The 14,255-nt window shown below is 38.4% G+C and carries 10 protein-coding genes; 2 read left to right on the top strand and 8 right to left on the bottom strand.

The window, feature by feature from the left end; translation table 11 throughout:
* Positions 1 to 23 precede the first annotated feature (23 nt).
* The 3 genes from O0931_RS19115 to O0931_RS19105 form a co-directional block, all read right to left on the bottom strand.
* Complete coding sequence (locus tag O0931_RS19115) at positions 24 to 830, bottom strand: DUF4249 domain-containing protein (RefSeq protein WP_269417090.1); 807 nt, start codon at positions 828 to 830, stop codon at positions 24 to 26.
* 5 nt (positions 831 to 835) lie between these two features.
* Positions 836 to 3,160 carry a TonB-dependent receptor gene (locus tag O0931_RS19110; RefSeq protein ID WP_269417132.1) on the bottom strand — a complete coding sequence of 775 codons (2,325 nt, stop codon included), beginning with the start codon at positions 3,158 to 3,160 and terminating at the stop codon, positions 836 to 838.
* Between the two features lie 129 nt (positions 3,161 to 3,289).
* Positions 3,290 to 3,946, bottom strand: a complete 657-nt coding sequence (locus tag O0931_RS19105; protein WP_269417089.1) for a GDSL-type esterase/lipase family protein — start codon at positions 3,944 to 3,946, stop codon at positions 3,290 to 3,292.
* A gap of 626 nt (positions 3,947 to 4,572) precedes the next feature.
* On the opposite strand from O0931_RS19105, the gene O0931_RS19100 reads away from it, so the two are divergent.
* Positions 4,573 to 5,013 (top strand): GxxExxY protein, encoded by a 441-nt coding sequence (locus O0931_RS19100; RefSeq protein WP_269417088.1) that lies wholly within the window; start codon positions 4,573 to 4,575, stop codon positions 5,011 to 5,013.
* 281 nt (positions 5,014 to 5,294) lie between these two features.
* Here the strand turns inward: O0931_RS19100 and O0931_RS19095 are convergent, their stop codons facing one another.
* From O0931_RS19095 to O0931_RS19080, 4 genes are read right to left on the bottom strand one after another with little or no spacing between them, the layout of a single operon-like run.
* Positions 5,295 to 6,698, bottom strand: coding sequence for an alkaline phosphatase (locus O0931_RS19095; RefSeq protein ID WP_269417087.1), 1,404 nt, complete (start codon positions 6,696 to 6,698; stop codon positions 5,295 to 5,297).
* 5 nt (positions 6,699 to 6,703) lie between these two features.
* On the bottom strand, positions 6,704 to 7,768 hold the full coding sequence (locus tag O0931_RS19090; RefSeq protein WP_269417086.1) for a phosphatidylinositol-specific phospholipase C1-like protein: 1,065 nt from the start codon (positions 7,766 to 7,768) through the stop codon (positions 6,704 to 6,706).
* A gap of 23 nt (positions 7,769 to 7,791) precedes the next feature.
* Complete coding sequence (locus tag O0931_RS19085) at positions 7,792 to 9,381, bottom strand: RagB/SusD family nutrient uptake outer membrane protein (RefSeq protein WP_269417085.1); 1,590 nt, start codon at positions 9,379 to 9,381, stop codon at positions 7,792 to 7,794.
* 11 nt (positions 9,382 to 9,392) lie between these two features.
* Positions 9,393 to 12,380 (bottom strand): SusC/RagA family TonB-linked outer membrane protein, encoded by a 2,988-nt coding sequence (locus tag O0931_RS19080; protein WP_269417084.1) that lies wholly within the window; start codon positions 12,378 to 12,380, stop codon positions 9,393 to 9,395.
* A gap of 224 nt (positions 12,381 to 12,604) precedes the next feature.
* Between O0931_RS19080 and O0931_RS19075 the strand changes: the two genes are divergently transcribed.
* Positions 12,605 to 13,078, top strand: a complete 474-nt coding sequence (locus O0931_RS19075; protein WP_269417083.1) for a hypothetical protein — start codon at positions 12,605 to 12,607, stop codon at positions 13,076 to 13,078.
* A 100-nt stretch (positions 13,079 to 13,178) separates the two neighbouring features.
* On the opposite strand, the gene O0931_RS19070 is transcribed toward O0931_RS19075, so the two are convergent.
* Positions 13,179 to 14,255, bottom strand: coding sequence for a phytase (locus O0931_RS19070; RefSeq protein ID WP_269417082.1), 1,077 nt, complete (start codon positions 14,253 to 14,255; stop codon positions 13,179 to 13,181).

Here is a 14,255-nt window from a genome sequence, read left to right as displayed (position 1 = left end):
ATTTTAAGGATGTTCTAATTATATTAAGGCACAACAATGCTTAATGTTTGATAGGTATGCGCACTAAAATAGCCTAGTGCATTATTTGAAATATTAGAAGTTGGATTTGCCGGCGTTGTACCTTGATTCGGACCGCGACCGGATTGCTCGCTTAATGCATACCAATAATCGAATATATTTGAATCGATACACTCCATTTCTACCCTTACTTTGTCATTGCTATTCAGTTCGTCGCTATCGTTATTATTGTTATTGGATTTAAAAAATAACTGTATCCGAAGTTGATTTCCATTGGTAAGGCGATCGTTCGATACATAAAAACGCTGAGAAAGGTAATCGTTAACATATAAATTAAAATGATAAAAATTGGTTTCACCGATTGGATCTACCAGATAGGCCGCAGCAGTTTTTCGTTCGTTTCCAAAGAAAGAATTTACAATTATACCAATAGAATCTAACTTTACATTATTAGGCATTTTCGAACTTGCTGTATAATTTTTTCCTTCAGCAGTTACATCTAAATTGTAAGTAACGCCAGAAACACCCCGCATTCTGTTCGTATAAATTCCAGGGGCGGTTTCGGAGAAAATATAATTGTTACCTCTGCTATCCGTAACTTTTACGCTTGCCCCGGAAACGGTTGGAAATACGAGTGCATCGCTATAACCAATGGTTTTGGTTATTTTAATTTGCTGTGTAGTTAATCTGTCGGTAATTTTTCCTTCAATTACGATTTGAGGTGGCGCATTATCCGTATCTATAGTGATAATTTTTTTGCATGAAGTGAATAACAAGCCTAAAAATGAAAGATATATAAATAGTTTTTTCATGTCGGTTAAAATTTAAAGTTCCAGGTTACCGAAGGTATAAGTCCGAATAAGGATGTTTGTTCTGCCACGGTTCTGCTTGTATTGGTGGGATCGGTTTTAAACTCGATAGAATATGGATTTTTTCGAGCCAATACATTATAAATTCCAAAATTCCAGCTCGATTGATATTTACCCTTATTTTTACCTTCCAGGGTTGCGCTAACATCCAGGCGCATATTGTAGGGCATTCGCCCGGCATTTCTTTCCGTATAATAATAAGCGGTTTGACCGCCGATTGTGTAAATACCTGCCGGAAAAGTTACGGCATTTCCTGTACTGTAAATAAAGCTTGAGGAGAATGTCCAGCGTTTACTCATATTATAGATACCAACCAGCGAAACATCATGTGTTCTATCCTGCCTTGCCGGGAAATAGTTGCCATTATTTAATTCCGCAAATTTTCTTTCCGTTCTGGATAAAGTATAACCAACCCAGCCATTTAGTTTGCCGAATTTCTTTTTAAAAAACAACTCCAGTCCGTAGGCTCTTCCCGAACCATAAAGCAATTCTGATTCTATATTTGAATTCGCCAGTAACTGGGCTGCATTTTTATAATCGATTTGATTTTGAAGCCATTTGTAATATACTTCACCAGAAAATTCGTAATTATTATCTTCGAGATTTTTGAAATAGCCAATTGCAACCTGGTCGGCAATTTCAGGTTTTATATTATTACTACTTAACACATATTGATCAGTCGGTGAACTTGAAGTTGCATTAGTTAAAATATGAATATTTTGTGTGTTACGGTTGTAAGACGCTTTTACTGAATTTTCCTCATTGAAAAGATAGCTTACTGAAAACCTCGGCTCCAAATTCAGGTAGTTTTTGTAGAATTTCCCACTTTCGACATTCTCTGTTGAAGTAATATTTCCAGCCGCATCATAAGTACTGAAATTCCCCGGGCCAAGCAATGAAAATGCTGCAACCCGAACACCATATAAAAAATTAAGCTTTTCGGTTGCGGCCCATTCATCAGATACATAAACGGCACTTTCCAATCCATAACGTTTTTCTTGCGTTAAGGGGTTAACCTGCGATTCTTGCGTGGTTGTAATATCAATTGGTGAAATGCGGTGGTGAGTTGCATTTAAACCAAAACGAAGGGTATGTTTATTGCTGAAATACTGGAAATCCTGTTTGAAATTAAAATCACGAACTAACGATGTAGCCTTAAAATTTGTAACATCATTTAACAACCGAACGGTATAATTATAGTTGTTATAAATTAATGAAGTGTTGGAGAAAAGCCTGTCGCTAAAAATATGGTTTAACCTCAAAGTTGTGGTTACGTTTCCCCAGTTATTCTCGAATAAATCTTTAACACCAATATTATCCTTACCAAAATAACCCGAAAGGTATATGGTATTTTTATCATCAATTTTATAATTCGCCTTTGCGTTAATGTCGTAAAAATTTAGCGTGCTGCCATTTACAGATGAATCGGGTGAAGCTTTCAAAAATAAATCGATATACGTTCTTCTAAAACTGACCATAAAGGAACCTTTATCTTTAACAATTGGTCCTTCAGCTTTTAACCTCGAAGCAATCAAACCAATTCCGCCCTGAAATTTGAATTCCTTGTTGTTGCCATCATCCATTTTAACATCTAAAACTGATGATAAACGACCACCATATTGTGCCGGCATGCCACCTTTATATAAGCTAACATCTTTAATGGCATCGGCATTAAAAGTTGAAAAGAAGCCCAGTAAGTGTGATGAATTGTAAACAACGGCTTCATCTAAAATGATCAGGTTCTGATCGGCAGCACCACCACGTACATAGAAGCCGGTATTTCCTTCACCGCCCGATTTTACACCAGGTAATAACTGAATTGTTTTCAAAATATCCTTCTCGCCCAGCAGAACAGGGATGGAATTTAGAGATTTCATATCTACCCGTTCCAATCCCATTTGTGCGCTCTTAACGTTTTCATTTTTACGATTTTTAGCACTAACCGTAACCTCTTCTAAATCATTAGCCGTTTTAAGTTCTTCATTAAGTTTGATGTCTTTATTTAAGCTAATGGCCTTAGTAGCAGAGATATAACCAGCATAGCTGATGATCACCGTATAATCGCCTTCAGGCTGTGTTAAAGCATAATAACCATAGGCATTGGTTGAGGTAGCTACTGTAGTCTTACCGCTTAATTTGACGGTTGCACCAATTAAGGTTTCGCCGGTATTTGCATCCCGGATTGTCCCGCTCAAATTATATTTATTTTGAGCTGAAACAACTTGAAAAGAAAAAAAGAAGAGTATAATGGATACGTAAAACTTTATGGGCATACCGGCTAAATCTGATTGAAACCAAATGTACAAAATACATGTGTTTTTCTATCAGTCGGTTAGATTTAATAAATTATTATTCTAAGATTAATCGTAACAGCGGGTAATAATATCATTTTACTTTAGCTTTCATTTTATCAGATAAGGTTTGACTGCTTTCTCCCAGATTGCATAACCGTCAGGATTCATATGCAGCATATCGTCAACAAATAATTCGCTTCTTGATTTCCCATCCTGAAGCATTCTAGGAAAAATATCAATAAACGAAGTGTTCTTCTCGCCGGCCAAAAACTTTTTGATGAGTTCGTTCGATGCAACAGCTTTATCCCTGAATTTATCCCGGCTTGGGCTTGGCTTTATGGATATGTAAGCGATAGGGGTAACAGGCAATTTAGCCCTGATTGCCTTATACAACGCGACGGTTCTGTTTAGTACCGTATCAGCAGTAACCTTATCATTAATAATATCGTTTTCGCCTACATACAACACAATTTGGCGTGGCTCGTAAGGAAAAACAACATCATTAAGATAAAAAGTAATGTCATTTATTACGGCACCACCAATTCCACGATTTAGCGCATTGTATTTAGCGAAAACCTGCGTCAGGTTATCCCATTTTCTAATAGACGAACTGCCCACAAAAAGTACCGGATGAACAGGTGGTTTAAATAGCTGATCGTACTTTTTTATGGTTTGTACATCATCCCAAAACGGTGGTTTCGTTTGGGCAGCTATTGAAAGTATAGAAAAATAGAGAGTAGTAATTAATAATATGATTTTTCTCATTGCAGGTAAAATAATAAGATTGCAAATTCGGTAATAGGATTGTGTTTATCAAGAAATGATATAAAATTTCCTGCTGATGCACGCTGATTTTACTTTCTAACCCCCAAAAAATTGAATCACATTTCTTTCTAAGATTCCCGAAAATCTGCGCTCCTTATCTGCGAAAATCTGCGGGAGAAATAAATACAAATTTTTCCGCTGATGCACGCTGATTTGAAAACCGCTGATCTACGCTGATTTTACTTTCCAACCCTAAAAATTGATTTTTTTTAAATCCCCGAAAATCTGCGCCCCTATCTGCGAAAATCTGCGGGAGAAATAAATATAAATTTTCCCGCTGATGCACGCTGATTTGAAAACCGCTGATCTACGCTGATTTTACTTTCTAACCCCAAAAAATTGAATTAAATTTCTTTCTAAAATCCCCGAAAATCTGCGCTCCATATCTGCGAAAATCTGCGGGAGAAATAAATACAAATTTTCCCGCTGATGTACGCTGATTTGAAAACCGCTGATCTACGCTGATTTTACTTTCTAACCCCAAAAAATTGAATTAAATTTCTTTCTAAAATCCCCGAAAATCTGCGGGGGAAAGAAAAATAAATATAATCCTCAATTCTTATCTATTGAAAAATAAACTACAAATTATACTCCAAATAGTTGTAAATTCAAATAATTGGATAATCAATATGACAGAGAATGAAATAGCTTACGCAATAAGAGGGTGTATTTTTAATGTTTATAATACTTTAGGACCAGGATTATTGGAGTCTGCTTACGAAGCTGCGTTATGCTTTGAATTAACTAAAAAGGGTTTAAATTTTACTGCTCAGGTCGGTTTACCAATGATTTATGAATCAATTAAGTTAGATGTAGGCTATCGAATGGATTTGATGGTTGAGAATAAAGTCATCGTAGAAATAAAATCCGTTGAAAATATTATGAATGTTCACCATAAACAGGTTATAACTTATTTAAAATTATCAGGCAAAAAGTTGGGACTGCTTGTAAACTTCAATACAGATGATATTTCTGGATCAATAATTAGAAAGGTGAATAACTTATAATATAAAGAAGTTCCCGCATATTACGCTGATTTTACTTTCTAATCCCAAAAATTGAATTACGTTTTTTTTAAAATCCCCGAAAATCTGCGCTTCTTATCTGCGAAAATCTGCGGGAGAAATAAATATAAATTTTCCCGCTGATGCACGCTGATTTGAAAACCGCTGACCTACGCTGATTTTACTTTCTAACCCCCAAAAAATTGAATCACATTTCTTTCTAAGATCCCCGAAAATCTGCGCTCCTTATCTGCGAAAATCTGCGGGAAATAACCCTTCCGTTATCATACCTTAACCAAAAAGGTTTCCGGCATTTCTGCGGCTTTCAGCATAAAGTTATGAAGATCGTAATTTTTAACAAAAGGTTTAAGATGCGCTGAACCCGGACCAAACATCGTTAACTCCACATAGTCGCCGGTGTGGTTCATTCCGGCCCACTGCACATCTGTATATTTGCTTAATATCTTGCCATATTCATAAAAAGGAAGATTCGATTCATTGTAAAGCTGACCCGGAACAATATCTTTAAAATGAACAAGCAGCGACTTCACATCTTCAGGTTTCATTTCAAAACCCTGATTTTCCTTTATCAAATCGATAATTTTCTGCTCACTGAATGATTGGTTCAATTGTGCCAGCAGCCAGGTATTGCTATGCTTAAAATGCTGAAGGCTATCAAATTTCTTATTCGCTTCATCTGCATAAAATAACCCGGGATTCGCATTTCCATGATCAGTTGTGATGATAACCAATGTCTCGCCATCCTTTTCTGCGAATTCAATTACCTTTCCAACGGCCTCATCGAAAGCCAGTTGATCGAAAATCAAAGCACTTAAATCATTTGAGTGCGCAGCCCAATCTACCTTACCACCTTCAACCTGTAAAGCAAAACCCTCTTTATTATCTTTCATAAGTTCAATGGCCTTCATCGTCATTTCTGCTAAAGTAGGTGTTGTTTTTATGAGTTCCTGATCATGTAAACGATCAATTTCATATGGCATTCCATCTTCTGCAAATAAACCCAGAACGGGTTTTGATTTATCAAGCGTAAGCATTTCTGATCTGTTTTCGGCAACCTTATAACCTTGCGTTAAATATTTTGGGATCAGGTTTCCACCTGCTCTTTTCGCTCCGAAATATTTATGTCCGCCACCCATCATTACATCGAATTTTAGCCCCAGGTACATTTCAGCAATGATATCTTGCCCGCCACGATTATCAATATTGACACAAAAACCGGCAGGTGTAGCGTGGGTAATCGGAACCGTGGTTACACAACCTACTTTTTTACCCTTTTCTTTAAATTTTTGCAAAATTGGCTGAGGTTTTTCACCATTCATCCCTACATTAAGCGAACCGTTTTTAACCCGCATTCCGCCACCCCACGATGAACTGGCCGCAGCAGAATCTGTAACGACTGAACTTGCAGAAGCAGTATCCATTAAAGCCCTAACCGCTTTGTTATCCCGATATAAACCCAGCCATTTACTACTTCGCCCAAAGATACGGGTTGCATATAAATCTGCCATATTAAGCGTTCCGATACTCATACCGTCGCTTACCATCATAATAATATTTTTGGCTTTCTTAGCGCCAATAAGTGGTCTTGCGACAACATCTTGCAAACCGACAAAAGGCAGGCCTAAACCGGCAAAAAACCCACCTTTTAACAATGCTCTTCTGTTCATATTTTTTATTTTTTGAATAATGGATTAGCCCTGAAATATTTTCCGTCAGCGAAGCTGACCACATAATCCGATTTAAAATGAGTGCTTTTTTTATAATAATCTGTCGTGATAATTTGAGCGCCTGATTTGCATGCAGCTTCAAAATCATTCCGGTCATTTTTCCTGGCTTGTTTGGTATCAGCATCAGCCCGAGTTCTGATGATGTATCCTTTTTTTACAAGTACAGGAATCTGCGGGTCATTTGGATTATTTCTGATCATTAATGCGGCTTCAGGGGTTCCGGCATCAGCATTTGCAAATAGCACCCTGCCTTTTAATGACGGGTGACCTTCAATATAGACCGACCGCTTTCTGCCGGTTGCATCCAGGACAAAAATAAATTTTCCCTTAGCCTGACTGAGCTTCGGCCAGTTCTGATCCAGCACCGCTTCCTCTAAAGTTTTGTACTTCCCTCTTACTAAATCAGGTATAATAAGATGTGCTGCACCCAGATTTTCAAGAATTACGGCATCCAGTTCATCAAAAGTTTTACCTGTGAATATTTCAGGTTGTGTAGAAGCTTTACGCTTTGAAGAATCATCCTTCGCTTCTAACGTAATAAAAACAGGTGTATGATTAGGATTGGCTTCCGACCAATTTCTGAGTTGTTGCAAAGCCGATTTAAGTGTAAGCGCTGAAGATCGAAAATCTAAATCAGGAACATGAAGAACCTTAAAGCCAGGCTGATTCATTTCACCGCCCTGATCAAAACCAGGTTGCCCCTTAACCTGATCCAATCCCTTTGGATGCGCGTACTTACCACCTTTTTCATCGGCATAAACATCAATTTCCAAATTCCGAAGGCCCATGTCCAATTGTTCGGGCAGGCTGATGTGTTCGTAATCGAGGCTATTGGCTGCAGCAGAGTCAGCAGATTTTATAACCCGAAATAAGGCCGGATCAATTGCCTGTTTGTAGCTGTTGTGCGAACCGATTACCTGAATCTGGTTTATGGGTAAATCATCCTTTCTGGAAATTAAGGCTATTGCCGGCAGAACCAGTAATAAACCAACACAGGTAATCAGTCTCATAATTATTTGTTTTAGCGTGAATTTTAGTAGCCAGGATTCTGCTTTAAATTAGAATTTAATTTTAATTCATTTGCCGGTATCGGATAAATTCTCCGGGTCACATCTTTATTCATAAAAAGTACATCGTTTGGCAAAGGATACTCTGTTTCGAATTGACCGAAGCGGATTAAATCGTTTCTTCTCCAGGCTTCCCAGCTAAACTCACGGGCCCTTTCATCAAGCAAAGTAGTTAAGGTTATGCTTGTTGCAGCTGCAGCACCCGCACGACTTCTTATTTTATTTAAAAGCACTAAGGGTGTTTGCAATTCGCCATTAACTGTTGTCGCGGTGGCACCTCTTAAAATAGCTTCCGCTTTCATAAGCATTACATCTGCTAAACGAAAAACAGGCATATCGTTTCCATTTAATCTTGTTGCCTGGATGGCATTTACATCAGGCCAGTACTTAACCGAACGCACGCCTTTCGCCTGGTCGGCAACCGTGTTACCCAGATCCATTGGCTTACCTGGTTTTAAAATTAAATCTGGTGTAATCTCTATTTGTGTGGTTGTACCTGCTACAAATACCGGCTTGGTTAAATCGGGTTTACGATTGGCATCAGGTGCATATTGTTTACCAATTAACCAAAAGCTATTCCGGATATCATTGGTTAAATTAAACCGGTTGTAATATTCAGGTGTTGTACTCATGGCGATACTGAAACCTACATTAATACCATAAGCTGCAGCCAAAGCAGGGTAAAACCCAAACCTTGTCATCTGGTTGCCGGGAATCTGCTGATCGTAAGGAATTGCAAAAATGGTTTCATTAATCTGCGGTCCGTTATTTACATCGAAAATATCACTATACTTTGCATCCAAAGCATAATTGGTGTTTTTTAAAATATTATCTGCCATTACAACTGCATCTGCATACCTTGCTTTTCCGGTGTAGACTTCGGCATTTAAATACATTTTTTCTAATAATGCATAAGCCATCGCTTGCGTTGGCCTGCCATAAACAAGAACACGATTACTGTTATCCTTTACCGGCAGTTGTGCAACTACGGCTAAAAGCTCTTTTTCAATAAATTCGAAAACTTTTTCGCGGGTTTGATTGCCCGGAAGCGTACTTACCGGGAACGCATCAATTATTGGCACATTACCATATAAATCCATCATAAAGTAATAATATAAAGCCCGCATGGCTTTTATTTCTGCTAAGCTGCTTGCCTTATTAGCATCAGAAACTGAAGATTCGTTGGTTAGGTTAATTAAACGGTTACAGTTATTGATTCCGCCAAAACCCCATTGCCAGATGTCTCTCACATTCGGATGGTCAATTGTCCAGGTATGGTAATGAAGCTGACGATACTGTCCACCATCATCAAAGTTTCCATCGCGGGCCGGAATAATTGCCGCATCCGTAGAAAGTTCCTGCATTCTCCAGTAGGGCACGCCATATTGAGAAGAAAGGTTGGAATACATGGTGCCGAAAAGCGCCGCATAATCTGAATTGGTATAAGGAAAATTATCTTTAACGTATTGCGATTCTACATCGACATCGAGCTTGCTGCATGATTCGAAAATCATTAAACAGGCCAGAATATTAAATAAAAGGATAAACTTTTTCATTTTCGTATTTTTTAGAATGATGCACTTACACCAAAACTGAAGGTTCTTGTTTTAGGATAATAATTATTGTTATCAATGCCGGGCGTTAAGCCGCCGATGTTAATTTCCGGATCAAGGCCGCTGTATTTGGTCATCACAAAAAGGTTGTTTGCGGTAACATATAATCTGATGGCTTTAATTGAAGGCGTTTTAGGTTTAATGGTATAGCCCAACGTAGCATTATCTAAACGCAGGTAAGAACCACTTTCCAGAAAACGGTCTGAAATCAGGTAAGCATTTATATCGTTAAATGATTCGCCAAGGGTAAATCGGGGAATGTTTTGAAGTTTAGCATCAGCCGGGTTATTTAAGGATGCTTTTGTGGCATTTAAAATTTTGTTACCCAATACACCGCGAACCAGGAAATTTAAATCCCAGTTCTTATAACTGAAACTATTCACCCAGCCATAAATTAATTTTGGTTGTGCATCACCTGCAATTTTTGCATCTGTTGTTAGGGGCTGGGTTGCAATGGTTTGTCCGGCGGCATTAATATATGTACTTACCCCTGCAGCATTTTTGCCTGCATAATTCCATAAATTAAAAGTACCCAGGGCAAACCCAGGCTGAATAAGCTGACTAAAATTACCAGATTGCCCCTTACCCCCAAGCTGCGCAGTTTGAATAGCCGCTATTTTATAAAAATCATCTGATAAAGTTTGAACAACATTTTTATTATGCGCAATGTTAGGCGAAGTTGTCCATTTAAAGTTATCGGTTTTAACTGCGACGGCATTTAAAGCAAACTCTATACCTGTGTTTTTAATTTTACCAACGTTTGCAGTAATGGTTGGCAGGAAAAATTGTGTTGTAGACACCTCATAACGATCGTAAATCAAATCAGAAGTTTGCTTAACATAAAAATCAACAGAACCTGTAATTCTGTCTTTAAATAAACCAAAATCTAAACCAATGTTGGTAGTTGCCGTACTTTCCCATTTTAAGTTAGGGTTTTCATTCCTAACCGGGCCAATTGCATTGCTAATATTTCCGTTGTTTAAGAATTTGTTACTTCCTGAAAGTGTACCGTAAATCAATAAAGAAGAGAAAGCATCGAAACCTAAACTATTACCCGATACACCATAACCTGCACGAAGTTTTAAATCACTTATTACCGGAACAGCCTGCATAAATTCTTCACCAATAATTCTCCAGCCGGCAGATACCGCAGGGAATAATCCCCAACGATTATTCCTTCCAAATGCTGATGAACCATCATTTCTAAGTGATGCCTGGAAAAGATACTTTTCATTATAATTGTACTGAACCCTGCCATAATAAGATATTAACCTCAAAGTAGATATTGGTGCGTTATTAAAGGCTATTTGCGAAAGCAAAGTCGGGTTAGATAGAAACAGGTTATTGTAACCTAAATTATCATTAGAAAAATTTTGTGTCGTAACGCCAAAACCATCGTTGGTGCGATCTTCCTGCCATGAATAACCGCCAAGCAATTTCAGGCTGTGTTTACCAAAAGTTTTATCGTAATTGAAATAACCTTCCAATACCTGGCTTTTGTTCAAAACATCAATTTTCTGTGCTTGTCCGTTTACGCCTCTCGCCAATCCCGACTGGCTATTTAGATAAGTGCTGTAATTATTCTGGTCTCTTTGTGAAGAAACACTTGCTGTAAACCTCAGCCCGTCGAGAATATTGACCTGGGCCATACCATTAATTAATGTTTTGTTGTTCAGGTTATCGATGCGATTGTTATCTACAATCGATAATGGATTACGCGTACCACTTCCGGTGCGGTTGTAATTTTCTTTATAGGTGCCGTCTGTGTTAAAAGGACTAACAGTAGGCAAGTAAAAAAGCATATTCGGCAAAGCCTGCGACTGATAAATATCACTGCTTTTCGAATTACTGTTGGTAATGGTTAAGCCCAGTTTTAACCTGTCGTTAAAAAATTTCTGATTTAGATAACCTCGTACTACAGTTCTTTTTAAAGAGGTGTTTTTTAAAATCCCCCTATTATCAAGGTAATTTACACTTGCGCCATAATCAGAAGATTGACTTCCGCCACCATAAGAAAGGTTATGATTCTGCGAATAACCTGTTCTTTCCAGCAAAGACTGCCAATTGGTATCAGATCCATCATCGTCAACTGGGTTTAACGTTTGTTTATTATCGGCCAGGTATTGCCTTAATTCAGGTGCTGAAAGCATATCGTATTTTTTTGAAACCTTTTCAACAGCAGCATAACCACTATAAGATAAACGGGACTGACCATTTTTGGAACGTTTTGTCGTCACGATGATTACCCCATTCGCCGCCCTTGAGCCATAAATTGCGGTTGAAGATGCATCTTTTAAAATATCGATGTTTTCAATATCAGAAGGTGCCAGTAAATCAATCGAAGCGCCGGGAACACCGTCAATAACATAAAAGGGTTCTTGCGCAGCACCCTCCCTTAAAGTAGACGGGCCACGTAAAATGGTTGAAGGTTTTGCATTCGGATCGCCGCTTTTGGTAACATTTAAACCGGCTACTTTACCTTGTAAAAGCTGTGCCGGATTAACCAATACGCCCTGGTTAAATTCTTCTGATTTTATGGAGGTAACAGCGCCTGTTAAATCTTTTTTATTTGCAGTGCCATAGCCAATTACCACAACATCTTTAAGGGTTTGATTATCGGGCATCAAGGTTACATTTATGCTGGTTTGATTACCAACGGCAATTTCTTTAGCTAAACCGCCAAGCATAGAATAGATAAGCACATCGGTATTTTTGGCCTGGATGCTGTATAAACCATCCGAATTGGTCGCTGTTCCCCCGGTGCTTCCTTTTATTCTTACAGTAACCCCTGGAACAGGTTGGTTGGTTTCGTCGGTAACTTTACCGGTAATCGTTTTATTTCCCTGAGCAAAAATATTTAGTGAGCATAATAGCAAGAAAACAGCAAAATACTGCCATCTTCCAATCAAAGACAAATAACTGAATTTGTAATTTTGTTTCATGAATGATTAGTTATGGTTGTTTGGATAATGCATTATTGGCAACCACAAACTGGCGCTTTAATGTGCCACAAAGATGAACCTACGAGATTAGGAATTTTGTCAGGTAGGATTATGAAATTGTTAAAATATGCTTCGCTATTTAAATAGAATATTAAATGATTCGGGGTCTTTAACGACTGAAAGAGCATAATTTAACAATGAACTAAACAAGTAACTGCGTACCAGTGCTTGGCGGCTGTAAAAAAGAAACTGCAACCGAAGAACATCTTCTAAGCGAAGACAACCTGACGGTATGCCCTACCGGAGCAGCATGTAACTTTTTGTATGCCGATAATGCCGGAATGGATGGTATTAAAATACTTTTGACTACAGGCCAGTACCGTGTTTTCTGGGCGCATACGAGCATCGACTATTCAGCCTTTTCCCTTTATATGATGGCACCGATGATTGGCGATAGCTTCATCCTAACAAAAGAAAATTTCCTGGCGGGCAAGGTAAAATATCAGAATAACTGCGCCACCTGCTTTTCGACTTCAATGTTGCCTGTTGATGGTAAAATCATAGGCAGAAGATTGCGAGCTGGAAATGGCCTGCCAGAAAGATGGCTTATTGAGGCAGATATTATTTTTCTGGCAAATGGGGCATCCATCCCTGCTCAGCCTCTTCATTTAAAACAATATTACCTTCCTGCGAATTAAAACTGGCAAAAAAAAAACTTAAAATTTATTTGTAAAACACAGCAAGAGTTACAAAACTGCACCTCTTGCTGCTAATTCAAAAATTCTTTAGCTTTAATAATTACGGATTAACCGCTAATTCCTTACCGGCCAAATCTTCCCATTTATAAAAATGAAATGTTTTATCATCACTCATAGCCACCAGTAAACCGTGTTTGAAATCCGAGTTTAAAGGAACGGATACAACATCTATTCCATCGGTTTGATTCGCCGAGTATTTAATCGTGGTTAACAGCGGGTGCTGATTAGGTGACTTGTTGTTTCCGGTTCTGCTGTATACCTTCAGCTGTCTTGAACCCTGGTCAGATACGAGTATATAACCTTTATTTCCGGCTGTTTTATAAACAGCAATTCCTTCGTTATCAACAGAGAAATCGCCCTGTCCGAATAAAGCCAGTTCTTCATTTCCCTTAGCCGGGTCCGCATAATATTTGCGTACGCCAAACTGCTCATCACAGTAATACACGTAGCCCAATTCATTATCAACCGCTATAGCCTCTATTTCTTTCTTGCCGCTATATTTTCCAAATTTCCGAACTAAATCTGCTTTTACACTTCCCTTTCCATCATCAGTTAATAAATACTGCCAAAGATAAGAGCCTTCTTTCGGTCCGGTTTTGCGGCCAACAATTGCATAAATCTTGCCATCCGGAGCGGTGTACATCGAAATACCCATCAAATCGCGAAACTCCTCGCCGGTTTCACCAACAAAAACTGGTATGCCGCCATTATCAACCGGCTTCATATCCGGCAATGCATAAATCCTGAGTTTATGCGTATAACGTTCTGTTGTTACGGCTATATCTGTTTTTTTACCCTCAAGCGGTAAACCATAAGCTATATCAACGTTATCCGGTCTGTTCAAACCTCTGATCGTTTTCGATTTAATAATCTTACCTTTTAAATCGAAAACGTATAAACCACCATTGGTATCTTTATCTGTACCGATGACTAAAGATTGGGCGGGATCGACCGGGTTTACCCAGATTGCCGGATCATCCGTATCAAAATCTACCGGTTCTGATACATATAGTGGTTTTACTTCGGCGCTATCTGCTTTTTGCGCAGCGCCGTTACAGGCAATGGTTAAACTTAAAATTGCAATTACTGCAAGGTTTAGGATAGTATTATTTTTCAT

The organism is Pedobacter rhodius, assembly GCF_027213645.1.
Classification (GTDB): domain Bacteria; phylum Bacteroidota; class Bacteroidia; order Sphingobacteriales; family Sphingobacteriaceae; genus Pedobacter; species Pedobacter rhodius.
This window is presented reverse-complemented; position numbering and strand designations above follow the sequence as displayed.